Genomic DNA, 23765 nt, shown 5'->3' on the forward strand with positions numbered 1-23765 from the left:
ATTGTCGCGGGGGGGTCTTCTGAAGATATACAAAGACTCTCTAGCTATTCTCAAAACATTGGTCTAGCATTCCAGATCATAGATGATATTTTAGATATCACGGCTACCCAGGAGCAATTAGGTAAGACCGCAGGTAAAGACCTAATTGCTAAAAAAGTTACCTATCCTAGCCTGTGGGGACTGGAAGAATCACGGTTGAAAGCTCAACAGCTAGTGGAAGCAGCCTGTCAGGAATTGGAAACCTTTGGGAAATTGGCCCAACCACTGCAGGCGCTGGCTTACTTTATTACCAGTCGTAATCACTAAGTGAAGTTGAGATTTAGGATTTTGGGTTGCATGAAAATGTTTCCTCAGAAAATAATTGCCGCTAAATTTACTAACCGAACCGAAAGACCATGCAGGACATAGGCCATATTTTAGATAACCGGGTGCTGCTGGTTGCTCTGGTAGCTTGTTTCATTGCTCAAGCATTGAAGCTTATAGTTGATCTGGTCAAACATCGGAAACTGAATGTACGTGTTTTAGTTACAACTGGAGGTATGCCTAGCGCCCATTCAGCTTTAGTCACTGCTCTGGCTGCTGGTGTGGGAGAAAGTCTTGGTTGGGCATCGGCTGAGTTTGCTGTGGCTACGGTTTTCGCCATCATAGTTATGTATGATGCTGCCGGAGTCCGCCAAGCTGCTGGCAAACAAGCTCGTATTCTCAATCAAATGATTGATGAATTATTCCACGAAAAACCAGACTTTAGTCAAGACCGTCTGAAGGAGTTACTGGGACATACGCCGGTGCAGGTGATAGCTGGCTCGGCTTTGGGGCTAACCATCTATTGGTTAGCTCGGTCCGCTTACTAGTTTATAAAGGCACAGATGAGCGTAGTAACATTACCTTATTGCCATCTACTAAGATGGCAAAAAAACCGCTTTCGTTAAGCTTTTGCAGTTTTCTGTATGCTTGTTGTAGGTTGCCAGTATGAGCTGCCAATAAGTAAGGGCGTTGTCCGTAGGAAGCAAAACCTATGTTACCCCCTACTAGCTGTTGTATACTAGTTGCCAGTTCTGGGCGGTTGAAATAATCTACCAATACAGCATAACCATCTCCTAGTAATTGGGGATTAAAGCTGACTGTACGAGGTGGAGTTGGTGGTGGTTGAACTGGATCTGAGACAACATCACCTGCTGCTGCTCTTGTACTGATGATAGTAGATAAGCCCGCAATGTTCTTGACATATCTTGCCCAACGATTGGCATCATCAATTTTCTGAAATCCCCCTATGCGTGTGACTGTATTGGTGAGATATCGGCAAGTTGTAGCTGGGATTTGATTTGGCAAGGCATTACGCAGCTGTTTATAACTATCTGCTGTAGGACTGACTACCAATAACAAATATTCCCCAGGGCGGGGAAGTTCGCAAACGGGAAGATTTTCTTGGGCGGCCACAGAAGTCATGCTACCTATCAAGCTGGCTGTAGCCAGTGTTAATGCAGTAAATAAAGTATCAAATTTCTGTATAAATTGGAGAGGCATAAATAGAATTTTTGAGGGGTAAAAAGGGGTTGAAGCCAAGAAAGTAGAACCGATACTTTTTTGCTAACATTCACTAACAAATACACTCTTTAAGAGAGGGCGTATCAACCAATGCACGAAGGAAAATCCCCCGCGCACCATTTATGTCCCGGTTCATTACCAGCCCGTCAGATGGAGACTTAACGAATTTAGCACCACCAAGGTTGGGGATGATTTCACCAGTCCAACTGACTGTTTTTGATGTGTACGCTTCGTTCACATCCATCACCACTTTATTAGTCTCAAAAGCTTTATGCTTGAGAAACTGCTTAAATCGGTAGTGAGAGAGTGTTAACATTTGACGCACTGACTTTGACCTAATTCGTCGTTTCGCCTTCTGAGCCATTTGGGATGTTTCAAAGGTCGGTAGTAAAATAATGTCAAAGTTATCAACCAAAAATCGAGCAGTTTTCTTGTGCAATTCGTCTACAAGGTTTTTGATTTTACCCCGCAGTCTACTGGCGGCGAGCTTCATCCTTCTTCTTTGTTTGCACTTGGCTTTAGTGAATTTAGAAATTAACTTATCCAAACGAAAACACAGCTTCTGTATTTGCAAATTAGCAGATGTGCCAATTTCGCCAAAACTAGATTCAGAAAAGAAGGTGATAAATGTTCTGATACCGGGGTCAAGTGCTACAACACGTCCTTGGTTATCAGACTTCTGTTGTGGCGCGTCCTCTGGAACTGTCAAATAGTAATCACGGTAGGCAAATACTAAACGACAGTCGCCAAAGCTTTGTGGTAAGGCTTCTTTGAAGGTTACCTTACCTAATACAGTGTGGTAAATCCCCAAGTCTTTCACGGCAGATTTAGGAATGTAGCAAGATTGTACAGTGTCTTTTCTTGACCTAAATCTAATCTTGCTAATACCACCACCGTTTTTAAACTTTTTCTTGGCGTTGCTGACAGACTTACAAGCATCTTTGATGGCTATTGATTTAATCTGATAAGGGACTGATTTACTCCATTCTGGGAGTCCGTTCAATATGTCAGTCTTAATCGCTTTCCAGTTATCTTTGATGCTTGAGTCTTGCAGCAGTTTGACGGTGGTGTTGTAAACAAACCTGGACACACCAAACCACTGTTTAACGATCTGCTTTTGCTCGGCTGTAAGGAAGATCCGGATCTTCCTTGATTTTTTTACTGTACTTCCTGAGTCCGTGCATCCGACAAGAGAAGAGGTGGAGGATGGAGAGAAGATCCGAGGTAAGTTCTGACTCTGGGGAATGTACAGTGTTGTCGAGAACCAGGATTCTTCCACCGTTTTGCTCGACCATGTACTCAATAAGCTCGAATCCAAACCTTGCGAGTCTGTCACGACAGGCAACAACAAGCGTGAGCTTATCTGGGCGCATAAGTCTGTCCAGTAAGGTTTGCAGTCCTTTTCTTTTAAAGTTGATTCCACTGCCGATATCTTTGATGATTTCAGCATCTGGGTAGAGTGATTGCATATAGGCAAGTCTACCAAGGTCGTCTGGTTGCTTGGTTGAACTAACTCGGCAGTAGCAGACAAAGGAAGTTCTAGTTGCACCACGGAGGTAGGATTCAACGTGAAAAAGTCTTTGTCCTGCTTCGTTTTTGATGCTTTCAATCTTGCCATTGTCTGCGTACTTCCTTAAAGTGTTTGGGTGCAATCCCAGTTGTTTAACTGCTTCTCGTAGTGGTACATAAGCCATACCACTATCTGAGCATTTATGGGCATATGTAATCTATTATTAGTAAATAACTAGCTATCGGCTAACCCCTACCTTCAGGGTAGGTATTGTACCTACCCTAAATTTTCTTTTCTTTTAGTCCCCAAAAATATCAGGACTAAAGTTATCCGGAGGAAAGTCAAGAATATAACAGTATATTAAGAGACATAGCTCAAAGATGCTAAAGCATCCGAGATAGTCTCAGAAGGAGCCTGAAATTCTCCTGTAATCACATACTCAAATCGCAGTTTTAACCAGGTAATAAATTGGGGGTTGGTAGAAATAATGGCGGCGGCGGGTTGGGGACACTTGGCTTTTATCTGTGCCATTTCGGGTGCTTCCAGGAAAGCTGGCTGCTTGACTAACCAAAAATCAATTTCTTTTTCTTGTTCATGGTAGTATCGAGTCCGCTCCTTGAGCACTTCTGCGGTTGGTTCTTCGTGTATGAGAAATTGCTGACTTGCCAAAACGTAATAATATGTTTGCATTTTTCAACCTTTGCTATTGAATAATTTGAGGAAGATGCACCACTGTCACCCTAAAAAATAATTAAACCGGAATTACCTGATTAAGGCACTAAATGGACAAGCACTGGGTTTTCTCGGCTCAGTTTTGGCCTTTTCTTGCCCATACCACAATTTTTNAACCGGGTGCTGCTGGTTGCTCTGGTAGCTTGTTTCATTGCTCAAGCATTGAAGCTTATAGTTGATCTGGTCAAACATCGGAAACTGAATGTACGTGTTTTAGTTACAACTGGAGGTATGCCTAGCGCCCATTCAGCTTTAGTCACTGCTCTGGCTGCTGGTGTGGGAGAAAGTCTTGGTTGGGCATCGGCTGAGTTTGCTGTGGCTACGGTTTTCGCCATCATAGTTATGTATGATGCTGCCGGAGTCCGCCAAGCTGCTGGCAAACAAGCTCGTATTCTCAATCAAATGATTGATGAATTATTCCACGAAAAACCAGACTTTAGTCAAGACCGTCTGAAGGAGTTACTGGGACATACGCCGGTGCAGGTGATAGCTGGCTCGGCTTTGGGGCTAACCATCTATTGGTTAGCTCGGTCCGCTTACTAGTTTATAAAGGCACAGATGAGCGTAGTAACATTACCTTATTGCCATCTACTAAGATGGCAAAAAAACCGCTTTCGTTAAGCTTTTGCAGTTTTCTGTATGCTTGTTGTAGGTTGCCAGTATGAGCTGCCAATAAGTAAGGGCGTTGTCCGTAGGAAGCAAAACCTATGTTACCCCCTACTAGCTGTTGTATACTAGTTGCCAGTTCTGGGCGGTTGAAATAATCTACCAATACAGCATAACCATCTCCTAGTAATTGGGGATTAAAGCTGACTGTACGAGGTGGAGTTGGTGGTGGTTGAACTGGATCTGAGACAACATCACCTGCTGCTGCTCTTGTACTGATGATAGTAGATAAGCCCGCAATGTTCTTGACATATCTTGCCCAACGATTGGCATCATCAATTTTCTGAAATCCCCCTATGCGTGTGACTGTATTGGTGAGATATCGGCAAGTTGTAGCTGGGATTTGATTTGGCAAGGCATTACGCAGCTGTTTATAACTATCTGCTGTAGGACTGACTACCAATAACAAATATTCCCCAGGGCGGGGAAGTTCGCAAACGGGAAGATTTTCTTGGGCGGCCACAGAAGTCATGCTACCTATCAAGCTGGCTGTAGCCAGTGTTAATGCAGTAAATAAAGTATCAAATTTCTGTATAAATTGGAGAGGCATAAATAGAATTTTTGAGGGGTAAAAAGGGGTTGAAGCCAAGAAAGTAGAACCGATACTTTTTTGCTAACATTCACTAACAAATACACTCTTTAAGAGAGGGCGTATCAACCAATGCACGAAGGAAAATCCCCCGCGCACCATTTATGTCCCGGTTCATTACCAGCCCGTCAGATGGAGACTTAACGAATTTAGCACCACCAAGGTTGGGGATGATTTCACCAGTCCAACTGACTGTTTTTGATGTGTACGCTTCGTTCACATCCATCACCACTTTATTAGTCTCAAAAGCTTTATGCTTGAGAAACTGCTTAAATCGGTAGTGAGAGAGTGTTAACATTTGACGCACTGACTTTGACCTAATTCGTCGTTTCGCCTTCTGAGCCATTTGGGATGTTTCAAAGGTCGGTAGTAAAATAATGTCAAAGTTATCAACCAAAAATCGAGCAGTTTTCTTGTGCAATTCGTCTACAAGGTTTTTGATTTTACCCCGCAGTCTACTGGCGGCGAGCTTCATCCTTCTTCTTTGTTTGCACTTGGCTTTAGTGAATTTAGAAATTAACTTATCCAAACGAAAACACAGCTTCTGTATTTGCAAATTAGCAGATGTGCCAATTTCGCCAAAACTAGATTCAGAAAAGAAGGTGATAAATGTTCTGATACCGGGGTCAAGTGCTACAACACGTCCTTGGTTATCAGACTTCTGTTGTGGCGCGTCCTCTGGAACTGTCAAATAGTAATCACGGTAGGCAAATACTAAACGACAGTCGCCAAAGCTTTGTGGTAAGGCTTCTTTGAAGGTTACCTTACCTAATACAGTGTGGTAAATCCCCAAGTCTTTCACGGCAGATTTAGGAATGTAGCAAGATTGTACAGTGTCTTTTCTTGACCTAAATCTAATCTTGCTAATACCACCACCGTTTTTAAACTTTTTCTTGGCGTTGCTGACAGACTTACAAGCATCTTTGATGGCTATTGATTTAATCTGATAAGGGACTGATTTACTCCATTCTGGGAGTCCGTTCAATATGTCAGTCTTAATCGCTTTCCAGTTATCTTTGATGCTTGAGTCTTGCAGCAGTTTGACGGTGGTGTTGTAAACAAACCTGGACACACCAAACCACTGTTTAACGATCTGCTTTTGCTCGGCTGTAAGGAAGATCCGGATCTTCCTTGATTTTTTTACTGTACTTCCTGAGTCCGTGCATCCGACAAGAGAAGAGGTGGAGGATGGAGAGAAGATCCGAGGTAAGTTCTGACTCTGGGGAATGTACAGTGTTGTCGAGAACCAGGATTCTTCCACCGTTTTGCTCGACCATGTACTCAATAAGCTCGAATCCAAACCTTGCGAGTCTGTCACGACAGGTAACAACAAGGGTGAGCTTATCTGGGCGCATAAGTCTGTCCAGTAAGGTTTGCAGTCCTTTTCTTTTAAAGTTGATTCCACTGCCGATATCTTTGATGATTTCGGCATCTGGGTAGAGTGATTGCATATAGGCGAGTCTACCAAGGTCGTCTCGTTGCTTGGTTGAACTAACTCGGCAGTAGCAGACAAAGGAAGTTCTAGTTGCACCACGGCGGTAGGATTCAATGTGAAAAAGTCTTTGTCCTGCTTCGTTTTTGATGCTTTCAATCTTGCCATTGTCTGCGTACTTCCTTAAAGTGTTTGGGTGCAATCCCAGTTGTTTAACTGCTTCTCGTAGTGGTACATAAGCCATACCACTATCTGAGCATTTATGGGCATATGTAATCTATTATTAGTAAATAACTAGCTATCGGCTAACCCCTACCTTCAGGGTAGGTATTGTACCTACCCTAAATTTTCTTTTCTTTTAGTCCCCAAAAATATCAGGACTAAAGTTATCCGGAGGAAAGTCAAGAATATAACAGTATATTAAGAGACATAGCTCAAAGATGCTAAAGCATCCGAGATAGTCTCAGAAGGAGCCTGAAATTCTCCTGTAATCACATACTCAAATCGCAGTTTTAACCAGGTAATAAATTGGGGGTTGGTAGAAATAATGGCGGCGGCGGGTTGGGGACACTTGGCTTTTATCTGTGCCATTTCGGGTGCTTCCAGGAAAGCTGGCTGCTTGACTAACCAAAAATCAATTTCTTTTTCTTGTTCATGGTAGTATCGAGTCCGCTCCTTGAGCACTTCTGCGGTTGGTTCTTCGTGTATGAGAAATTGCTGACTTGCCAAAACGTAATAATATGTTTGCATTTTTCAACCTTTGCTATTGAATAATTTGAGGAAGATGCACCACTGTCACCCTAAAAAATAATTAAACCGGAATTACCTGATTAAGGCACTAAATGGACAAGCACTGGGTTTTCTCGGCTCAGTTTTGGCCTTTTCTTGCCCATACCACAATTTTTGCAGAAAACTCCAAAAATTTGCTGGTTTGTGCTGTGGTGTGGCACAGTCCACCCGATCGCGATCGCCAGTTTCTGGTTTTCCGCTGGCTGTCAGCTTCTCCAAGAACTTGGTGTTGTCATAATAGTGTTCTAAGGAGAGGATTTTCAAGTCATCGCTCAGACGGGCTATGCTCATACCGATGACTTCTATGGTTTCTCCTGTGGGTGCGTAGTCCTTATATGCACCTTTAAAGTGTCCCCAATGTCGCCACTTAAAAGCCACAGTGGGGGGTGCTGAAAACACCTCTAACACTTCCCAGAGAAATCCTTCGGGAAATGCTGTATGGAAGAGGTTTGTGGATGTTTCAAAGTTTTCCTCAGCAGCTTTGTAATGTTGAGTATTACCAATCAAGAGCTTGTAAGTCCCTGACTCTACCACATCTGATACAGTGTAGCTAGGTCCTCCATTGGTACTCATGCGGAACTGATCATTGACAACTGATATCCACTGCTGGGGGTTGGTTTTGANTGGGGCTAACCATCTATTGGTTAGCTCGGTCCGCTTACTAGTTTATAAAGGCACAGATGAGCGTAGTAACATTACCTTATTGCCATCTACTAAGATGGCAAAAAAACCGCTTTCGTTAAGCTTTTGCAGTTTTCTGTATGCTTGTTGTAGGTTGCCAGTATGAGCTGCCAATAAGTAAGGGCGTTGTCCGTAGGAAGCAAAACCTATGTTACCCCCTACTAGCTGTTGTATACTAGTTGCCAGTTCTGGGCGGTTGAAATAATCTACCAATACAGCATAACCATCTCCTAGTAATTGGGGATTAAAGCTGACTGTACGAGGTGGAGTTGGTGGTGGTTGAACTGGATCTGAGACAACATCACCTGCTGCTGCTCTTGTACTGATGATAGTAGATAAGCCCGCAATGTTCTTGACATATCTTGCCCAACGATTGGCATCATCAATTTTCTGAAATCCCCCTATGCGTGTGACTGTATTGGTGAGATATCGGCAAGTTGTAGCTGGGATTTGATTTGGCAAGGCATTACGCAGCTGTTTATAACTATCTGCTGTAGGACTGACTACCAATAACAAATATTCCCCAGGGCGGGGAAGTTCGCAAACGGGAAGATTTTCTTGGGCGGCCACAGAAGTCATGCTACCTATCAAGCTGGCTGTAGCCAGTGTTAATGCAGTAAATAAAGTATCAAATTTCTGTATAAATTGGAGAGGCATAAATAGAATTTTTGAGGGGTAAAAAGGGGTTGAAGCCAAGAAAGTAGAACCGATACTTTTTTGCTAACATTCACTAACAAATACACTCTTTAAGAGAGGGCGTATCAACCAATGCACGAAGGAAAATCCCCCGCGCACCATTTATGTCCCGGTTCATTACCAGCCCGTCAGATGGAGACTTAACGAATTTAGCACCACCAAGGTTGGGGATGATTTCACCAGTCCAACTGACTGTTTTTGATGTGTACGCTTCGTTCACATCCATCACCACTTTATTAGTCTCAAAAGCTTTATGCTTGAGAAACTGCTTAAATCGGTAGTGAGAGAGTGTTAACATTTGACGCACTGACTTTGACCTAATTCGTCGTTTCGCCTTCTGAGCCATTTGGGATGTTTCAAAGGTCGGTAGTAAAATAATGTCAAAGTTATCAACCAAAAATCGAGCAGTTTTCTTGTGCAATTCGTCTACAAGGTTTTTGATTTTACCCCGCAGTCTACTGGCGGCGAGCTTCATCCTTCTTCTTTGTTTGCACTTGGCTTTAGTGAATTTAGAAATTAACTTATCCAAACGAAAACACAGCTTCTGTATTTGCAAATTAGCAGATGTGCCAATTTCGCCAAAACTAGATTCAGAAAAGAAGGTGATAAATGTTCTGATACCGGGGTCAAGTGCTACAACACGTCCTTGGTTATCAGACTTCTGTTGTGGCGCGTCCTCTGGAACTGTCAAATAGTAATCACGGTAGGCAAATACTAAACGACAGTCGCCAAAGCTTTGTGGTAAGGCTTCTTTGAAGGTTACCTTACCTAATACAGTGTGGTAAATCCCCAAGTCTTTCACGGCAGATTTAGGAATGTAGCAAGATTGTACAGTGTCTTTTCTTGACCTAAATCTAATCTTGCTAATACCACCACCGTTTTTAAACTTTTTCTTGGCGTTGCTGACAGACTTACAAGCATCTTTGATGGCTATTGATTTAATCTGATAAGGGACTGATTTACTCCATTCTGGGAGTCCGTTCAATATGTCAGTCTTAATCGCTTTCCAGTTATCTTTGATGCTTGAGTCTTGCAGCAGTTTGACGGTGGTGTTGTAAACAAACCTGGACACACCAAACCACTGTTTAACGATCTGCTTTTGCTCGGCTGTAAGGAAGATCCGGATCTTCCTTGATTTTTTTACTGTACTTCCTGAGTCCGTGCATCCGACAAGAGAAGAGGTGGAGGATGGAGAGAAGATCCGAGGTAAGTTCTGACTCTGGGGAATGTACAGTGTTGTCGAGAACCAGGATTCTTCCACCGTTTTGCTCGACCATGTACTCAATAAGCTCGAATCCAAACCTTGCGAGTCTGTCACGACAGGTAACAACAAGGGTGAGCTTATCTGGGCGCATAAGTCTGTCCAGTAAGGTTTGCAGTCCTTTTCTTTTAAAGTTGATTCCACTGCCGATATCTTTGATGATTTCGGCATCTGGGTAGAGTGATTGCATATAGGCGAGTCTACCAAGGTCGTCTCGTTGCTTGGTTGAACTAACTCGGCAGTAGCAGACAAAGGAAGTTCTAGTTGCACCACGGCGGTAGGATTCAATGTGAAAAAGTCTTTGTCCTGCTTCGTTTTTGATGCTTTCAATCTTGCCATTGTCTGCGTACTTCCTTAAAGTGTTTGGGTGCAATCCCAGTTGTTTAACTGCTTCTCGTAGTGGTACATAAGCCATACCACTATCTGAGCATTTATGGGCATATGTAATCTATTATTAGTAAATAACTAGCTATCGGCTAACCCCTACCTTCAGGGTAGGTATTGTACCTACCCTAAATTTTCTTTTCTTTTAGTCCCCAAAAATATCAGGACTAAAGTTATCCGGAGGAAAGTCAAGAATATAACAGTATATTAAGAGACATAGCTCAAAGATGCTAAAGCATCCGAGATAGTCTCAGAAGGAGCCTGAAATTCTCCTGTAATCACATACTCAAATCGCAGTTTTAACCAGGTAATAAATTGGGGGTTGGTAGAAATAATGGCGGCGGCGGGTTGGGGACACTTGGCTTTTATCTGTGCCATTTCGGGTGCTTCCAGGAAAGCTGGCTGCTTGACTAACCAAAAATCAATTTCTTTTTCTTGTTCATGGTAGTATCGAGTCCGCTCCTTGAGCACTTCTGCGGTTGGTTCTTCGTGTATGAGAAATTGCTGACTTGCCAAAACGTAATAATATGTTTGCATTTTTCAACCTTTGCTATTGAATAATTTGAGGAAGATGCACCACTGTCACCCTAAAAAATAATTAAACCGGAATTACCTGATTAAGGCACTAAATGGACAAGCACTGGGTTTTCTCGGCTCAGTTTTGGCCTTTTCTTGCCCATACCACAATTTTTGCAGAAAACTCCAAAAATTTGCTGGTTTGTGCTGTGGTGTGGCACAGTCCACCCGATCGCGATCGCCAGTTTCTGGTTTTCCGCTGGCTGTCAGCTTCTCCAAGAACTTGGTGTTGTCATAATAGTGTTCTAAGGAGAGGATTTTCAAGTCATCGCTCAGACGGGCTATGCTCATACCGATGACTTCTATGGTTTCTCCTGTGGGTGCGTAGTCCTTATATGCACCTTTAAAGTGTCCCCAATGTCGCCACTTAAAAGCCACAGTGGGGGGTGCTGAAAACACCTCTAACACTTCCCAGAGAAATCCTTCGGGAAATGCTGTATGGAAGAGGTTTGTGGATGTTTCAAAGTTTTCCTCAGCAGCTTTGTAATGTTGAGTATTACCAATCAAGAGCTTGTAAGTCCCTGACTCTACCACATCTGATACAGTGTAGCTAGGTCCTCCATTGGTACTCATGCGGAACTGATCATTGACAACTGATATCCACTGCTGGGGGTTGGTTTTGAAGTTAGCTTCTACATCAAAAGTTCTCACCAGGTTTTGCACTATAGCCTCTAGTGAACCTTGGGGATGATGATGGGTACTTTCTTTAGCCAGATTCTCGTTGGAACGGGTATAGTCGGGAAACTTACCATACCGCCATTCGATATTTGTACTTTGTTCTAGTACTTGATCTCTGTGCAGTACCCAAAGGGGGAGACTGTTAGACTCTGTTGAGGTCATAGAAGTTTTTGCTTAAAGATGTAACTCCAAATTTGTGGATTTCGCAGTTCCAACCCCTCTGATTTGAATTTATACTAGATGCGAGCCATTCCTGTCAGTAGATATATTTACAGTCCCTGTATGGCTTGTTTCATTTCGCGGACTGCTCTTTCCATTCCTACTAATGCTGCTCGACTGATAATGGTGTGACCAATGTTGAGTTCTTCCATTCCTGGTAATGCAGCTACGGGGTAAACGTTCCAGTAGGTAAGTCCATGGCCAGCATTAACGCGTAAGCCGGCTTTTATTGCTTGTTCACATCCGTAAGCTAATAGGGCTAGTTCTTGCTGGCGATTTTTTTCGTCTTTAGCCTCAGCGTACTGGCCGGTGTGCAGTTCAATAAATTGGGCTTTTACCTTGACAGATGCTGCAATTTGTGCATCTTGTGCGTCAATAAATAGACTCACTGGAATACCGGCGCTTTGCAATTTATCAACTATTTCTCCTATTCTAGCAGTTTGCCCGGCAATATCTAGTCCGCCTTCTGTGGTGACTTCTTCCCGCTTTTCTGGTACTAAAGTCACGTAGTCGGGTTTAATATCAAGGGCAATTCTCACCATTTCGTCGGTGGCGGCCATTTCTAAGTTGAGGTGCGATCGCACTGTCTGGCGTAATAGTAACACATCTCGGTCTTGGATATGGCGCCGATCTTCCCGTAAATGTACAGTAATTCCATCTGCACCCGCTAATTCTGCTAGTACCGCCGCTGCTACGGGGTCTGGTTCCACTGTCCGTCGCGCTTGACGGATGGTGGCGATGTGGTCAATGTTAACGCCTAGTGTAGGCACCCTTGTATCTCCCTATCCATAATCCATAAGCTTTGATTTTAACGGATTTTAGCATGGCAGCAAGAAGCCCTATCATTGGCTCTAACTGGAAGCACTGGTATAAAAGCGCAAAGCAAACCGCCAAAAGGCACTGGAGAGGTAAAATAGTACAATGGCTAACACTCCAGCACCTATAGACCAGTTAATTTCACCCCTACCCAGCATGGTTTGGGCTGGTATTGTAGTTAAAAATGCCACTGGTACTATAAATGTAAAGAAAAAGCGGTAAGCTGTGGGATAGGCTACCATAGGATATCTACCGGCTTCTAACAAACCCCGCAAAACTTCTGTAGAATTGTAGATTTTTACAAACCAAATGCTAGTAGCACCGAGGATAAACCACAGGCTATAAAGAATTACAAAGCCAAATAACAAAGGTATTGCACTCATGAGGTAATTATTGATGCCTAACCCCAGGTTCGTACCTGCATAGCCAATGACAATACTACCAAAAACTAAATCTGGTAGTCCCCAGGGTGACAAGGTGTGAGTGGAAAGCCAAAACTGACTGCTGATAGGTTTGAGGAGGACAAAATCTAATGTACCTTCCTGGACATGGCGGACAATGCGATTCAGGTTTGGGGCTAAAAAGGTAGCTGCAAACCCTTGTAGTAGGGTAAAAATTCCCAAAACTAGTAAAGCCGCTGACCATGACCAACCGGTAAAGGTGTAACCAGTACGGTAAAATAAGAAGAGTCCGAATAGACTACCTGCAAGATTACCCAAACTACTGAGGGTAGCTATGAGAAAATTCAGGCGATACTCCATTTCAACGGCGATCGCGGTAGTCCAAAATAACCCTAGTACTTGCCAATATCTTCTCATCTTGCACCCTCAAACCCATATACAAGAAAGGATAGCTAATCCCTAGGCATCTTGGGTATAGGTTGAAATATTTAACCAAGTTAACTAAATGATTAAACTCGATCAGTTTTTAAAGTTTACGGGTATTGCCGCAACCGGAGGACAAGCCAAGCTAATGATTATTGATGGTGGCGTCAAAGTCAATGGTATGGTAGAAACCCGTAGAGGACGCAAATTAGTATTAGGGGACAAAGTGACAGTCGAGGGGAAAACCTTTGAGGTTGACGTGGAGTGACATATTCCTAATCTGTTGATTAGGAGTATCCAAGACAATCGGGCGATCTGCTTCTTGCAGCAAGCAGCGCTGGCGCTATCGCCTAGGAGACTCTTGGCTTTAAGGGGATGTTTGTCAAGTCATGATTAGTCTATCAACAACTATTGCTTGACCCCACCCTAACCTTCCCCTTGTAAGGGGAGGGGACTGGATTTTATTGTTTTTTGTGTGTTCCCTATTCCCTGCTCCGGTGTTCCGGTGTTCCGGTGTTCCCTAAGATAAAAATTACCTGTTGAGAACTTATTAAACATTCTCTTAGAGGATGTTTGATAAGTCATGATTAGTGTATCAACTATTGTTTCACCCCACCCTAACCCTCCCCTTGTAAGGGGAGGGGACTGGATTTTATTGTTTCGGAGTGTCCCCCATTCCCTGCTCCGGTGCTCCGGTGCTCCGGTGCTCCGGTGTTCCCTAAGATAAAAATTACCTGTTGAAAACTTATCAAACATTCTCTAAGATTTGATTTTAACTCCCCCATCTTACTTCGTTGAAGATGGGGTTTCTACATCCCCTTAAAATTTAAAATCCTGATATTTTTAACTTCAATTATTAATCAATAATAAATCAGTATATTTATTATTTTATCTGAAATTTTTATTGATTGGTATTTTTTTATTCAGATTATATGAATTTGTGTTGGTGATCACAGATTTATAATTGGTAAATGTTGCTGATTTTACTTTTTCATCAAAAATATTTGCATTATATAATCATTAGCAGAATTTGATAATTTTTTTGACAATTAGTAAAAAAAACGTTAAGGTAAGGTATAGGTAAAACCATCCCAAGAGAATACAACAGTTTTGTGGGATTAATTAAAAATTGCTGTTGTATATTATCGGCATGAACAGATGAATTGAATTGAATCGTTGATGATAAATAGTAACTGCATAGCTTTGTAAATCAAGCCAGATGTAGCAGTGAAAAGTCTTGACATTGACCGGATTTCGCCGCGGATATCTCAAAAAAATCCGGTTTAATGCAACTAATTGTAGTGGTGTGGGGGCTGTAAATATTGACGATTGAGGGGCAATAAATATATCCAGGAGAACACAATGCTTGAGTATCTGACATCTTTAAATGAGCACAATTTGCCGTATCCAGATACGATGCACCCCATCGTTGTGCACTTTGTAATTGCGATGGTTTTGTTTGCATTCTTCTGCGATATACTCGGTTATTTTACTGGTAGAACTCATCTGTTTGAGGTGAGTTGGTGGAATATGTTTGTGGCGACGATCGCTATCTTTGTGGCGATTATTTTTGGTCAATTTGAAGCCGGTTTAGCACTACCATACAACCAGGTAAAATCAGTGTTAAATGTACATACATTAGTTGGTTGGTCGCTATCGGGAATTATTGCATCCATTACAGCCTGGCGGTATGTGATTCGCAGCCGCAACCCTTACAAATTGCCGATTCATTATATGCTCGCTGGGTTGTTGTTAACCGTAATTGTGGGCGTGCAAGTATATCTGGGAGACCAACTAGTGTGGGTATATGGACTGCACACAGTACCAGTTGTTGAAGCAGTCAAGGAAGGTATCTTGCGATGAACTCGGAATTAATTGATCAAATAAGCGGGCAATTGGGGGCTAATGGACTACCGTACTCCATTCCCATACATCCCAACTTAGTACATTTAACCTTGGGTCTGTTCATCATTGGCATTACCTTTGATCTTGTAGGTATACTGTTCCCTTGGCAAAAATGGGTGTTCAAGTTTTTAGCCATTCCGGTAGAACCTGCCAACTTTTTTGATGTGGGGTGGTACAACATGCTTGGCTGTACTATCATGACTATTTTCACTGTAGCGGCGGGCTTTTATGAAATGCTGCTGGCAACACCATCTGCTGATGTCAAAAGTGCCTGGGGAATGCAGGCCATGGAAACCATGCTTTGGCATGGTGTGGGTGGGGTATTCTTACTAGGACTAATTCTAGGGATGACGCTGTGGAGAGGATGGCAGCGTTTTGTTTGGAGTCAGGACCCAGGGCAAGAAGTGCAGTGGAGTTATATCGCCACGGGAATAGTAGTGATGTTGATCATGTATGTCCACGGCACACTGGGAGCGCAAATGGCGGCGGAGTTTGGCATACATAATACAGCAGATAACTTGCTGAGAATGGGCGCAGACCTAAACACAATGCTCAAGTAACTAACAATTATGGACTTGCGGAAGATTTTAAATATTTTCACCGTGTTGGTGGCTGCAACCATTGTGACTGTGATCAGTCTGTGGATAGGACAGCAGGCTTATAGCTGGCTTCCCCCCCAAGCAGCAGCAGAATCTCAGCTAATTGATGATCTAATTAGCTTCTTAGTCACCCTGGGTGCATTCATCTTTTTAGGTGTAACCGGTACTCTGATGTACTCGATTATTTTCCACCGGGCGCAAAGGTGGGATTTGAGCGATGGCCCCCACATTGAGGGTAACGTTACCTTAGAGGTGGTATGGACAGCTATCCCCATTATGTTGGTATTGTGGATTGCTGCCTATAGCTACCAAGTCTACGAAGAAATGGGGATTCAAGGACCCATGGAACTGGTGCATTTGCATAATCCTTTAGGTATGGAATCGGCTGATGCAGCACCCCCGGAGGAAGGGGAACCAGTAGAAAACATTGATGTAGTGGCTAAACAATGGGCGTGGGTGTTCCACTATCCTGAAAGAAATGTTACCAGTACAGAATTGCATTTACCAAGCGATCGCCGGGTACGTTTAGCACTAAAATCAGAAGATGTGCTACATGGCTTCTATATTCCTGCATTCCGCCTCAAGCAGGACATTGTACCTAATCACACCATTGACTTTGAATTTACACCCATCCGTGAGGGAGAGTATCGGTTAACGGATTCTCAATATAGTGGTACATACTTTGCCACCATGCAGGCCAATGTAGTTGTGGAATCTCCCGAAGATTACCATCAATGGCTGTCCTACGCTGCCACCCAAAAGCCCACACCAGCGCTAAATCAGGCAGCCTCCGAGTATGCCCAAGCTGCCGATCAGCCAGTGAAAAACGGTTGGGCGAGAGTAGCACCAGCCCCATCTCCTATCGTTAATTATCCTGGGTAATGACCAATGACACATATCTCCGTTACAGGCATCAGTCACCCTGATGAGCCGCCAGGTAGCTGGAAAAAATACTTCAGCTTTAGCACCGACCATAAGGTAATTGGTATACAGTACCTGGTCACCTCATTTATTTTCTTTCTCGTCGGCGGGATCTTCGCCATGGTAATTCGGGGAGAACTAATTACACCCGAATCTGACCTAGTAGACCGCACCGTTTATAACGGGATGTTCACCATGCACGGCACTGTCATGCTGTTCTTGTGGACATTTCCTTCCCTAGTAGGCTTTGCCAACTATCTAGTACCCCTAATGATTGGGGCGCGAGATATGGCATTTCCCCGACTCAATGCCGTGGCCTTTTGGATGGTACCGGTGGTGGGGATTCTGTTAATGACCAGTTTCTTAGTTCCTGGCGGTCCAGCCCAAGCTGGTTGGTGGTCTTACCCCCCTGTGAGTCTGCAAAACCCCACGGGGAGCTTAATTAATGGTCAAGTAGTTTGGTTACTGGCAGTAGCCATTTCCGGCGTTTCTTCCATCATGGGTGCTGTTAACTTTGTTACCACCATCGTCAAGATGCGCGCTCCGGGGATGGGCTTTTTTCGGATGCCTTTATTTGTCTGGGCAGTATTTAGCGCCCAGATTATCCAATTGTTTGGATTACCCGCACTCACAGCGGGTGCAGTGATGTTACTACTAGACCTCACCGCAGGGACTGCCTTTTTTAACCCCAGCCACGGCGGTAATCCAGTGATGTTTCAGCATTACTTCTGGTTTTACTCCCACCCGGCTGTTTACGTGATTATCTTGCCCATCTTTGGCATTTTCTCAGAAATATTCCCAGTCTACGCCCGCAAACCATTGTTTGGCTACAAAGTAGTTGCCATTTCCTCAATGTTAATTGCGGTAGTCAGTGGTATCGTCTGGGTACACCATATGTATGTCAGTGGTACACCTGGTTGGATGCGGTTAATATTCATGCTCACCACCATGTTTGTATCCGTACCCACAGGGATTAAAGTATTTGCTTGGGTAGCGACCATTTGGGGGGGTAAACTGCGGCTAGATACAGCCATGCTATTTTCCCTGGGTGGCTTAATCATGTTTGTATTTGCGGGTATCACGGGTATTATGCTTTCCTCTGTACCTGTGGATGTACACGTCAATAATACTTACTTTGTGGTCGGTCACTTTCACTATGTCCTCTTTGGCACAGTGACCATGGGTTTATACTCTGCAATTTACCACTGGTTCCCCAAAATGACCGGCAGAATGTACTACGAAGGCTGGGGTAAATTGCACTTTTGGTTAACATTCATTGGTACTAACCTTAACTTTTTACCCATGCACCCCTTGGGTTTGCAAGGAATGTTACGCCGGGTTTCCTCCTACGCTCCAGAGTACGAATTTTGGAATATTATCGCTAGTCTGGGGGCTTTCATGCTGGGAATGTCCACTTTACCATTCATTTTCAACATGGTGATTTCTTGGATGCAAGGGGAAAAAGCACCGGATAATCCTTGGAGAGCGATCGGACTAGAGTGGATGGTTTCTTCACCCCCCCCGGTGGAAAACTTTGAGGAAATTCCCATCATTATTTCTGAACCTTACGGCTACGGTAAATTAGAACCCTTAACAGCCAACAACCCCGCATTAAAACACCCAGACTAAACTTTAGTCATCCTCTGGGTTTAAAAAAGGAGAATTCCCATCCATGGACAGTTCTATCAACTCAGAAGAGTTGCAATTAAATCACTATCACACAGGTGTTGAACACGAACACGACGAAGAAGGCAATAAAATGTTTGGCTTCATTGTGTTCCTACTATCGGAAAGCGTTATCTTCCTGAGTTTCTTCGCTGGGTATATCGTCTACAAAACCACAACTCCTAATTGGTTACCAGATGGAGTTTCCGGGCTAGAAATTATAGAACCGGCCATCAATACAGTCATTCTTGTTTCCAGTAGCTTTGTCATTTACTTAGCAGAACGGGCCCTACAAAAACACGATTTAAGGGGATTTCGCATCTATCTAGCGGCTACTATGGCAATGGGTACCTACTTTTTAGTGGGTCAAGGTATTGAATGGAGTAACCTGGAGTTTGGGTTTACTTCCGGGGTATTCGGTGGGATGTTCTATCTGCTGACTGGTTTTCACGGTTTGCACGTTCTCACTGGTATTCTGTTACAGTTGATTATTTTTTTCCGCTCTTTCTTACCGGGAAACTACGATTCTGGTCACTTTGGGGTCAATGCGACTTCCTTATTCTGGCACTTCGTAGATGTGATTTGGATTGTTTTGTTTATCCTTATCTATATTTGGCAATAGGTTTTTGGGGATACTTCTGTTCAGTCGGTGGTGTCCCCATTTTTTTTACCTATGGTTGATGGTTCACAAAGCGATACCACTGGCGAAAATTACTTCCGGTGCTGACTGCTAAACACAGACTAAGATATAGTCATCCTATTTGAGTTGAGAAATTATCAGTAGGGCGGGCAGGATGCCCACCCCACAAGATTTATGATATTAAGGTGTGTACTTTATTTACTTGAAAAGTGCTGTATACTGGTTTATTTATACATGAGTTTAAAGTTTTTTTTAAACACCATATAGTTACTGAGAGGATGTTTGATAAGTCATGATTAGTGTATCAACTATTCCTTGACCCCACCCTAACCCTCCCCTTGTAAGGGGAGGGGACTGGATTTTATTGTTTTTTGTGTGTTCCCCAATCCTTCCCAATCCTTCGGTGTGTTCCCTGTTCCCTAATATAAAAATTACCTGTTTAATACTTTCCAAACAACCTCTGAGAATATGGATATATGAGTCAGCAAGATGATAAAGCTTTATTTCAGAAAAAGGCTCTCAAGAATGCTTTAGTTGACCTCTCCCCGCCATAAATGGACGGGGATTCTAAACTGTTGCTACCAGAAGGGCTAAAGCCGCTTCCCTCCGCTTTTTAGTTTTGGTTTCCCAGATGCGATATCTGGTAGCGAGGGTCAAAACTCGCCTACAGACCTTGACCAGATTTAAATCTAGTTGTGTCTCTACTTTGCGAAGAATATTCGCAGCACCATTCAAATCAGCGTTGATTAATTTACCTGCACCAGTACGATACATTCCACGTTTTACTCGTTTTCCACTTGGTATCCACCCTTCAGGTTTTGCGCCGAAAATAGGTAGAAAGTCACCATCTAAAAAACTAGCTTTACTAGTATAGGACTCTTCGGTTTCAACAAATTTGATGCTGTAGTATTCGCACAGTTGTTTAACTCGTTCCTTTAATTTAGCTGTTGGTATTTGTACAAAAGATTGAGTTGTTTTACCCAACTTTGCTTCTTGTTTCTGTCCTTGATTCCACCCAAAAACAACTGTACCAATTTTGTATTTAATGCAGTAGTCAACAACTAATCTAGCTGCTTTATTTACAGCATCTCTCACTTGTCGGTTACGCTTTTCTGTGATGTGGGCTAGTTGTTCATCCCAGTATCCTTGTGGTTTACCTTCCTTTAAGGTACTAACACGCTTGTTGTACCATTGGTTAAGAGATTTAATTTTGCGTCCATCAACAATAAAACTAGTTCCAACATTAGAAACACAGCTTAACCAGTTGTTGATGCCGGGGTCAATTGCTAGAGCATACTGAGGATTAAAATTAATTTTTGGTGATGACTTTTGCTCATAGACAAATTCAGCATAAAAGCATCGGTTTCTTGGTAGTATTCTTAATTCCTTAATATCTGCAAACTTCAGGTTTGAAGGCATTGGCAGCAAGAAACTATCAAGTTTAAACCAACGTTTAACAGTACTACCCAGCGGTATTTTTATATGATCACCAACAAGTTTCAATGCTTGCTTTGGGTAGGTCACAAGTGAATACCCTACACCTTTACGATATTTCGGTAGCTTGGGCTTAAAATGCAATTCACCTTTGCTGTACTTCTTATCCAATTCTTTAAAAGACTTGAATGATTCTGCTACAGACCTCAAAATTTGTTGTGCTGCTTGAGAGTACAAAACTTGATAATGTTTATTTGTCTTGTATTGTTTTTCTAGATCGTATTTACCAATCAACTTCCTCGTTTTGAAGTATAACTGACGAGCGTAGTAGATACCACAATTTGTCAGTTTATGGGACTCTGAGCAAATAAACTCAAGGACTGCTCTAAGTTCATTATCTGGTTTAATTAAGTTTTGCTGACATCCATACATTGTTTTCACCTCCTTGATATATACTAACGATTTATGTCAATTATGAAGGGAAAAACATTAACAATACGTCTATCTGAGCGGAGAAGAAATAAACTTTATTTATATGCTGCTCAAAAAGATAAAACTATCACTGCTTTGATTGAAGATTGGATTGATAGCCTAAAACTCGAAGGGGACACAGCAGGCTGAAGCCTGCCAAGTCGCGTTTCATCCCCTGTCTAAAGCACGAAGTACGCAACTGCGTTGCTGCTTCTCAGGGGCTTTCACGCTCCCGCCAAGTTCCGGTAAAATTAGAATATCGACTGGCTGATTTAGTTAACCAAGCCTATGAACTGACAGCACAGGAGATTGATTTAATGTGGAGAACAGCACCGCCGAGAATGCCTATTGCTCAATTTTCTAGGTAATATAACTGATAATGAGATACCCAAGTCCTTGAAAGGAGTTGGGTATGTAGTCAAAGCTGGAAACCGAATTTAGTGGATTAATTCAATGGCGCGTTTAGTCAATTCTTCAGCAGTTAACCCGTTAAAGGCCATCAATTCCCCGGCGCTGGCGGTGGTTTCCCCACGTTTCCAGGCGAAAGTATCACGTTTGCAGTTGCTGCGTAACATGATTGGTTCGAGCATGGCCGCTGCGCCACCAGTGACACCAATTAATGCATCACCGCTGAATAATTGGGTAAATTGAGCATCATCCATGAAACCGCCATCGGGTTCTGAGCAAGTTTCCCAAGCTGTGTCATGAGGACGATACAAACGGCGGGGGTTAATGATGGAAACAATTTTTACGCCTATACCTTCAGTTTCTAGGAAAGCGGCGGCTTCAAATACGGGAATTAAGGTCATATCGCCAATGACTGCAAATACAACTTGTTTATCACCGGGAACTTCTTGTAATAAGATTGCGCCGTCTGCTAAACCTTGGCGAGTTTGTTCTAAGGTAGTACGAATGGGTAAGGGTGATTTACTGGCGGTGATGACGATTCCTTTATTTTTGGTGTTCAAAGCCCAGTCATAACAAACTTGAATGCTGTTAGCGTCGGGGGGAAATAGGGGGAAAACATTACCATTACGCATGAGGGAAGCAAAGTAAGCTTCAATTTCTGGGCGTTGGTGTGTCCAACCGTTGCGCCCTTGCTCTAATGCACCGGCGGTAAATAAGGTAATGGTTGAGGGAGTTTGACGGCGTAATTCTGCCATGGCTTGGATGACTGTTTGCCAAATTGGTAACCCGTTGATGGCAAAGGATTCATAGGAACACCATAGGGTTCTCGCACCCATGAGGGCTAAACCTGCAGCTAAACCTGCACAAGCATCTTCACTCAATGGTTCATAAACTTGACCGTTGGGTGCTTGGTTATATAAATCGTCGGTGGTGGGGTGAATGACTTTGAGGGCTTGGTTAATGTTAGCAATTCCTGATGCTTCGTTACCGTCGGCGTTGGTGACTAGGAATTTACTATCTTGTTTACCGACGATTCCCACTAAGCGCCCCATGGCGGTGGTGGAAACTTGGGGGTCACCGGCGACTGTATATTCTTCTAGGGGTAATTTCCCTAGGTCTGGTAATGGTAATTCAAATTCTGTGACTACTGTTTTGGCTGCGGGTCCGCCACCGGCGCGTTCGGCGTTGGTTCTGACTGTTTCCCAAGCTTCTGGGGGGAGGGCGCGGGTTTGCAATGCGCTGATAATGTGGGGTGCGTCTAGGGTGTCTTTGGGGTAGAGGTTATGAGATTTGGAACCGCGGGCGTGAACCCCTGCGCCTTTGAGTTGTTTAATGATAAATACGGTAAGTTTGCCGTTGAGGGCGGAGTGGGCGGCTTTATCTATGCCTAAAAGTACGGTTTTGGTGAAGGCTAGGCGCTGCTCAAAGGAGAAGGCGGTACTATCAACATAGTCCCCTGGTTGGTGTTGGTCGTCAAAGTCTTTGGCGTCTACCAGGATGACTTCGGCAAAACCGTTTCCTTGCCAGTAGGCTTTCATTTCGGCGTTGGTTTTGAGGGAAACCATGCTATGATGTTCTTGGCTGTAGCCGTTCCACACTAGGACGGGTAAGAAGTTGGTGGCACTGGGATAGGCGGTGTTAAAATGTGCCATGGAACTCATAATGTATGGTTCACCTAGTCCGCCGTCACCCAGGGTGAAGGGGAATAATTTATCTGGGTGCAGCAGTGCGGCTGACATGGCAAAATGTTGTCCTTGTCCTAGGGGTCCGGCGGGTGCGAGAATGCCGGGGATGTAGCCGGAAAGATGCCCTAAAAGTCCGTGCTTTTCCCGGAAGCGATCGCGTAGTTGCTGTACTGTATTAATCCCCATGTCTTCTAGGGAGCGGTCTAAAAACATGGCGCTATAGAATCCGGGGGCGTGGTGTCCCACTTCTGTCATGATGTTTTTATGACCTAGCATTACCAAGGCTGCATAGGCTTCTGCTTGACTGGCGAAACCCCCTGGATGTCCGGAAGCTTTACTGGCTGTGACTTGTAGGGTTAAATAGCGCAGGGCATCGGCAGCTAGTAAGGTTTGATATACCGCTGCGGGATCTGTGGGGTCGGCGATCGCCTTTTTTCCTGGTTCTATTGCAGCTATTTTACCATAAGTTGCAAAATTTGGCAAGGCCTCACCAAAATATTGGATTCCTTCACAAAAATTGGGCAGGGCGGAAGATGCTGTGGATGTCATACTGAGTACCTTATAAAAACTGGGCAAGCTGTAGATGCTTAATGAATTTAACAAAAATTTTATATCTTTGAGGTAGTGAGGATTTATTGC

The 23765-nt window shown here is 43.5% G+C and carries 27 protein-coding genes and 1 pseudogene; 10 read left to right on the top strand and 18 right to left on the bottom strand.

Going from position 1 to position 23765, the window contains the following annotated elements; translation table 11 throughout:
• On the top strand, nucleotides 1-306 hold a 306-nt coding region (locus tag IM676_RS02915), incomplete at its 5' end, for a polyprenyl synthetase family protein (RefSeq protein ID WP_200988867.1).
• 89 nt (nucleotides 307-395) lie between these two features.
• Nucleotides 396-851, top strand: coding sequence for a divergent PAP2 family protein (locus IM676_RS02920; protein WP_200987264.1), 456 nt, complete (start codon nucleotides 396-398; stop codon nucleotides 849-851).
• Between the two features lies 1 nt (nucleotide 852).
• Here the strand turns inward: IM676_RS02920 and IM676_RS02925 are convergent, their stop codons facing one another.
• The 4 genes from IM676_RS02925 to IM676_RS02940 all read right to left on the bottom strand — a co-directional run bounded on the left by IM676_RS02925 (nucleotide 853) and on the right by IM676_RS02940 (nucleotide 3745).
• Nucleotides 853-1524 carry a hypothetical protein gene (locus IM676_RS02925; RefSeq protein WP_200987263.1) on the bottom strand — a complete coding sequence of 224 codons (672 nt, stop codon included), beginning with the start codon at nucleotides 1522-1524 and terminating at the stop codon, nucleotides 853-855.
• Nucleotides 1525-1597: 73 nt separating this feature from the next.
• Nucleotides 1598-2764: an RNA-guided endonuclease InsQ/TnpB family protein gene (locus tag IM676_RS02930; protein ID WP_225880497.1), complete on the bottom strand. Its 1167-nt coding sequence runs from the start codon at nucleotides 2762-2764 to the stop codon at nucleotides 1598-1600.
• Complete coding sequence (locus IM676_RS02935) at nucleotides 2649-3239, bottom strand: IS607 family transposase (RefSeq protein WP_200988868.1); 591 nt, start codon at nucleotides 3237-3239, stop codon at nucleotides 2649-2651. Before IM676_RS02935 ends, IM676_RS02930 begins: the two co-directional genes overlap by 116 nt.
• A 176-nt stretch (nucleotides 3240-3415) precedes the next feature.
• Nucleotides 3416-3745 carry an MgPME-cyclase complex family protein gene (locus IM676_RS02940; RefSeq protein ID WP_200987261.1) on the bottom strand — a complete coding sequence of 110 codons (330 nt, stop codon included), beginning with the start codon at nucleotides 3743-3745 and terminating at the stop codon, nucleotides 3416-3418.
• A 135-nt stretch (nucleotides 3746-3880) separates the two neighbouring features.
• Between IM676_RS02940 and IM676_RS02945 the strand changes: the two genes are divergently transcribed.
• The gene (locus tag IM676_RS02945; protein ID WP_200988869.1) at nucleotides 3881-4330 is read left to right on the top strand and encodes a divergent PAP2 family protein; all 450 of its coding nucleotides are present in this window, start codon (nucleotides 3881-3883) and stop codon (nucleotides 4328-4330) included.
• 1 nt (nucleotide 4331) lies between these two features.
• On the opposite strand, the gene IM676_RS02950 is transcribed toward IM676_RS02945, so the two are convergent.
• From IM676_RS02950 to IM676_RS03005, 12 genes and pseudogenes are all read right to left on the bottom strand, one after another.
• Entirely contained in the window at nucleotides 4332-5003 is a 672-nt protein-coding gene (locus IM676_RS02950; protein ID WP_200987263.1) for a hypothetical protein, read from the bottom strand.
• Between the two features lie 73 nt (nucleotides 5004-5076).
• A complete protein-coding gene (locus tag IM676_RS02955; protein ID WP_225880497.1) occupies nucleotides 5077-6243 on the bottom strand; it encodes an RNA-guided endonuclease InsQ/TnpB family protein in 1167 nt (388 codons plus the stop codon).
• Entirely contained in the window at nucleotides 6128-6718 is a 591-nt protein-coding gene (locus IM676_RS02960; RefSeq protein WP_200987262.1) for an IS607 family transposase, read from the bottom strand. The genes IM676_RS02955 and IM676_RS02960 overlap by 116 nt, the downstream gene beginning before the upstream one ends.
• Before the next feature lie 176 nt (nucleotides 6719-6894).
• Nucleotides 6895-7224, bottom strand: coding sequence for an MgPME-cyclase complex family protein (locus IM676_RS02965; RefSeq protein WP_200987261.1), 330 nt, complete (start codon nucleotides 7222-7224; stop codon nucleotides 6895-6897).
• A 72-nt stretch (nucleotides 7225-7296) separates the two neighbouring features.
• Nucleotides 7297-7893, bottom strand: a pseudogene (locus tag IM676_RS02970) (ester cyclase); the annotation flags it as partial.
• A 36-nt stretch (nucleotides 7894-7929) separates the two neighbouring features.
• Nucleotides 7930-8601 (bottom strand): hypothetical protein, encoded by a 672-nt coding sequence (locus IM676_RS02975; protein WP_200987263.1) that lies wholly within the window; start codon nucleotides 8599-8601, stop codon nucleotides 7930-7932.
• Between the two features lie 73 nt (nucleotides 8602-8674).
• Nucleotides 8675-9841 (bottom strand): RNA-guided endonuclease InsQ/TnpB family protein, encoded by a 1167-nt coding sequence (locus IM676_RS02980; protein WP_225880497.1) that lies wholly within the window; start codon nucleotides 9839-9841, stop codon nucleotides 8675-8677.
• The gene (locus IM676_RS02985) at nucleotides 9726-10316 is read right to left on the bottom strand and encodes an IS607 family transposase (RefSeq protein ID WP_200987262.1); all 591 of its coding nucleotides are present in this window, start codon (nucleotides 10314-10316) and stop codon (nucleotides 9726-9728) included. Before IM676_RS02985 ends, IM676_RS02980 begins: the two co-directional genes overlap by 116 nt.
• Nucleotides 10317-10492: 176 nt before the next feature.
• Nucleotides 10493-10822: an MgPME-cyclase complex family protein gene (locus IM676_RS02990; protein WP_200987261.1), complete on the bottom strand. Its 330-nt coding sequence runs from the start codon at nucleotides 10820-10822 to the stop codon at nucleotides 10493-10495.
• A 72-nt stretch (nucleotides 10823-10894) separates the two neighbouring features.
• Entirely contained in the window at nucleotides 10895-11701 is an 807-nt protein-coding gene (locus IM676_RS02995) for an ester cyclase (protein WP_200987260.1), read from the bottom strand.
• Nucleotides 11702-11808: 107 nt separating this feature from the next.
• Complete coding sequence (locus IM676_RS03000) at nucleotides 11809-12528, bottom strand: pyridoxine 5'-phosphate synthase (protein WP_200987259.1); 720 nt, start codon at nucleotides 12526-12528, stop codon at nucleotides 11809-11811.
• 81 nt (nucleotides 12529-12609) lie between these two features.
• Nucleotides 12610-13392: an ABC transporter permease gene (locus tag IM676_RS03005; protein WP_200987258.1), complete on the bottom strand. Its 783-nt coding sequence runs from the start codon at nucleotides 13390-13392 to the stop codon at nucleotides 12610-12612.
• Nucleotides 13393-13480: 88 nt separating this feature from the next.
• On the opposite strand from IM676_RS03005, the gene IM676_RS03010 reads away from it, so the two are divergent.
• From IM676_RS03010 to IM676_RS03035, 6 genes are all read left to right on the top strand, one after another.
• Nucleotides 13481-13666 carry an RNA-binding S4 domain-containing protein gene (locus tag IM676_RS03010; RefSeq protein ID WP_200987257.1) on the top strand — a complete coding sequence of 62 codons (186 nt, stop codon included), beginning with the start codon at nucleotides 13481-13483 and terminating at the stop codon, nucleotides 13664-13666.
• A gap of 1094 nt (nucleotides 13667-14760) precedes the next feature.
• Nucleotides 14761-15261 carry a DUF2231 domain-containing protein gene (locus IM676_RS03015; RefSeq protein WP_200987256.1) on the top strand — a complete coding sequence of 167 codons (501 nt, stop codon included), beginning with the start codon at nucleotides 14761-14763 and terminating at the stop codon, nucleotides 15259-15261.
• Nucleotides 15258-15863 carry a DUF2231 domain-containing protein gene (locus IM676_RS03020; RefSeq protein WP_200987255.1) on the top strand — a complete coding sequence of 202 codons (606 nt, stop codon included), beginning with the start codon at nucleotides 15258-15260 and terminating at the stop codon, nucleotides 15861-15863. The genes IM676_RS03015 and IM676_RS03020 overlap by 4 nt, the downstream gene beginning before the upstream one ends.
• Nucleotides 15864-15872: 9 nt before the next feature.
• Nucleotides 15873-16784 carry a cytochrome c oxidase subunit II gene (locus IM676_RS03025; RefSeq protein ID WP_200987254.1) on the top strand — a complete coding sequence of 304 codons (912 nt, stop codon included), beginning with the start codon at nucleotides 15873-15875 and terminating at the stop codon, nucleotides 16782-16784.
• A gap of 6 nt (nucleotides 16785-16790) precedes the next feature.
• On the top strand, nucleotides 16791-18452 hold the full coding sequence (gene ctaD / locus IM676_RS03030; protein WP_200987253.1) for a cytochrome c oxidase subunit I: 1662 nt from the start codon (nucleotides 16791-16793) through the stop codon (nucleotides 18450-18452).
• Nucleotides 18453-18495: 43 nt separating this feature from the next.
• A complete protein-coding gene (locus IM676_RS03035) occupies nucleotides 18496-19110 on the top strand; it encodes a cytochrome c oxidase subunit 3 (protein ID WP_200987252.1) in 615 nt (204 codons plus the stop codon).
• 585 nt (nucleotides 19111-19695) lie between these two features.
• Here IM676_RS03035 and IM676_RS03040 read toward each other — a convergent pair.
• Complete coding sequence (locus IM676_RS03040; RefSeq protein ID WP_200987251.1) at nucleotides 19696-20994, bottom strand: RNA-guided endonuclease InsQ/TnpB family protein; 1299 nt, start codon at nucleotides 20992-20994, stop codon at nucleotides 19696-19698.
• A 42-nt stretch (nucleotides 20995-21036) separates the two neighbouring features.
• Here IM676_RS03040 and IM676_RS03045 point away from each other — a divergent pair, with 42 nt between their 5' ends.
• Nucleotides 21037-21183, top strand: coding sequence for a hypothetical protein (locus IM676_RS03045; RefSeq protein ID WP_200986765.1), 147 nt, complete (start codon nucleotides 21037-21039; stop codon nucleotides 21181-21183).
• A gap of 287 nt (nucleotides 21184-21470) precedes the next feature.
• Here IM676_RS03045 and IM676_RS03050 read toward each other — a convergent pair whose 3' ends face one another.
• The gene (locus tag IM676_RS03050; RefSeq protein ID WP_200987250.1) at nucleotides 21471-23675 is read right to left on the bottom strand and encodes a phosphoketolase family protein; all 2205 of its coding nucleotides are present in this window, start codon (nucleotides 23673-23675) and stop codon (nucleotides 21471-21473) included.
• Nucleotides 23676-23765: the final 90 nt, after the last annotated feature.

It is taken from the genome of Anabaenopsis elenkinii CCIBt3563 (genome assembly GCF_015245355.1).
In the GTDB taxonomy this organism is placed as follows: domain Bacteria; phylum Cyanobacteriota; class Cyanobacteriia; order Cyanobacteriales; family Nostocaceae; genus Anabaenopsis; species Anabaenopsis elenkinii.

Coding starts and splice junctions, on each gene's coding strand:
- ctaD (WP_200987253.1), top strand. CDS start 16,791: ATGACACATATCTCCGTTACAGGCATCAGTCACCCTGATGAGCCGCCA.
- IM676_RS02960 (WP_200987262.1), bottom strand. CDS start 6,718: ATGGCTTATGTACCACTACGAGAAGCAGTTAAACAACTGGGATTGCAC.
- IM676_RS02920 (WP_200987264.1), top strand. CDS start 396: ATGCAGGACATAGGCCATATTTTAGATAACCGGGTGCTGCTGGTTGCT.
- IM676_RS02965 (WP_200987261.1), bottom strand. CDS start 7,224: ATGCAAACATATTATTACGTTTTGGCAAGTCAGCAATTTCTCATACAC.
- IM676_RS02995 (WP_200987260.1), bottom strand. CDS start 11,701: ATGACCTCAACAGAGTCTAACAGTCTCCCCCTTTGGGTACTGCACAGA.
- IM676_RS03025 (WP_200987254.1), top strand. CDS start 15,873: ATGGACTTGCGGAAGATTTTAAATATTTTCACCGTGTTGGTGGCTGCA.
- IM676_RS02985 (WP_200987262.1), bottom strand. CDS start 10,316: ATGGCTTATGTACCACTACGAGAAGCAGTTAAACAACTGGGATTGCAC.
- IM676_RS03005 (WP_200987258.1), bottom strand. CDS start 13,392: ATGAGAAGATATTGGCAAGTACTAGGGTTATTTTGGACTACCGCGATC.
- IM676_RS02975 (WP_200987263.1), bottom strand. CDS start 8,601: ATGCCTCTCCAATTTATACAGAAATTTGATACTTTATTTACTGCATTA.
- IM676_RS03035 (WP_200987252.1), top strand. CDS start 18,496: ATGGACAGTTCTATCAACTCAGAAGAGTTGCAATTAAATCACTATCAC.
- IM676_RS02990 (WP_200987261.1), bottom strand. CDS start 10,822: ATGCAAACATATTATTACGTTTTGGCAAGTCAGCAATTTCTCATACAC.
- IM676_RS02950 (WP_200987263.1), bottom strand. CDS start 5,003: ATGCCTCTCCAATTTATACAGAAATTTGATACTTTATTTACTGCATTA.
- IM676_RS03015 (WP_200987256.1), top strand. CDS start 14,761: ATGCTTGAGTATCTGACATCTTTAAATGAGCACAATTTGCCGTATCCA.
- IM676_RS03045 (WP_200986765.1), top strand. CDS start 21,037: ATGAAGGGAAAAACATTAACAATACGTCTATCTGAGCGGAGAAGAAAT.
- IM676_RS02935 (WP_200988868.1), bottom strand. CDS start 3,239: ATGGCTTATGTACCACTACGAGAAGCAGTTAAACAACTGGGATTGCAC.
- IM676_RS03020 (WP_200987255.1), top strand. CDS start 15,258: ATGAACTCGGAATTAATTGATCAAATAAGCGGGCAATTGGGGGCTAAT.
- IM676_RS02925 (WP_200987263.1), bottom strand. CDS start 1,524: ATGCCTCTCCAATTTATACAGAAATTTGATACTTTATTTACTGCATTA.
- IM676_RS02940 (WP_200987261.1), bottom strand. CDS start 3,745: ATGCAAACATATTATTACGTTTTGGCAAGTCAGCAATTTCTCATACAC.
- IM676_RS03040 (WP_200987251.1), bottom strand. CDS start 20,994: ATGTATGGATGTCAGCAAAACTTAATTAAACCAGATAATGAACTTAGA.
- IM676_RS03050 (WP_200987250.1), bottom strand. CDS start 23,675: ATGACATCCACAGCATCTTCCGCCCTGCCCAATTTTTGTGAAGGAATC.
- IM676_RS03010 (WP_200987257.1), top strand. CDS start 13,481: ATGATTAAACTCGATCAGTTTTTAAAGTTTACGGGTATTGCCGCAACC.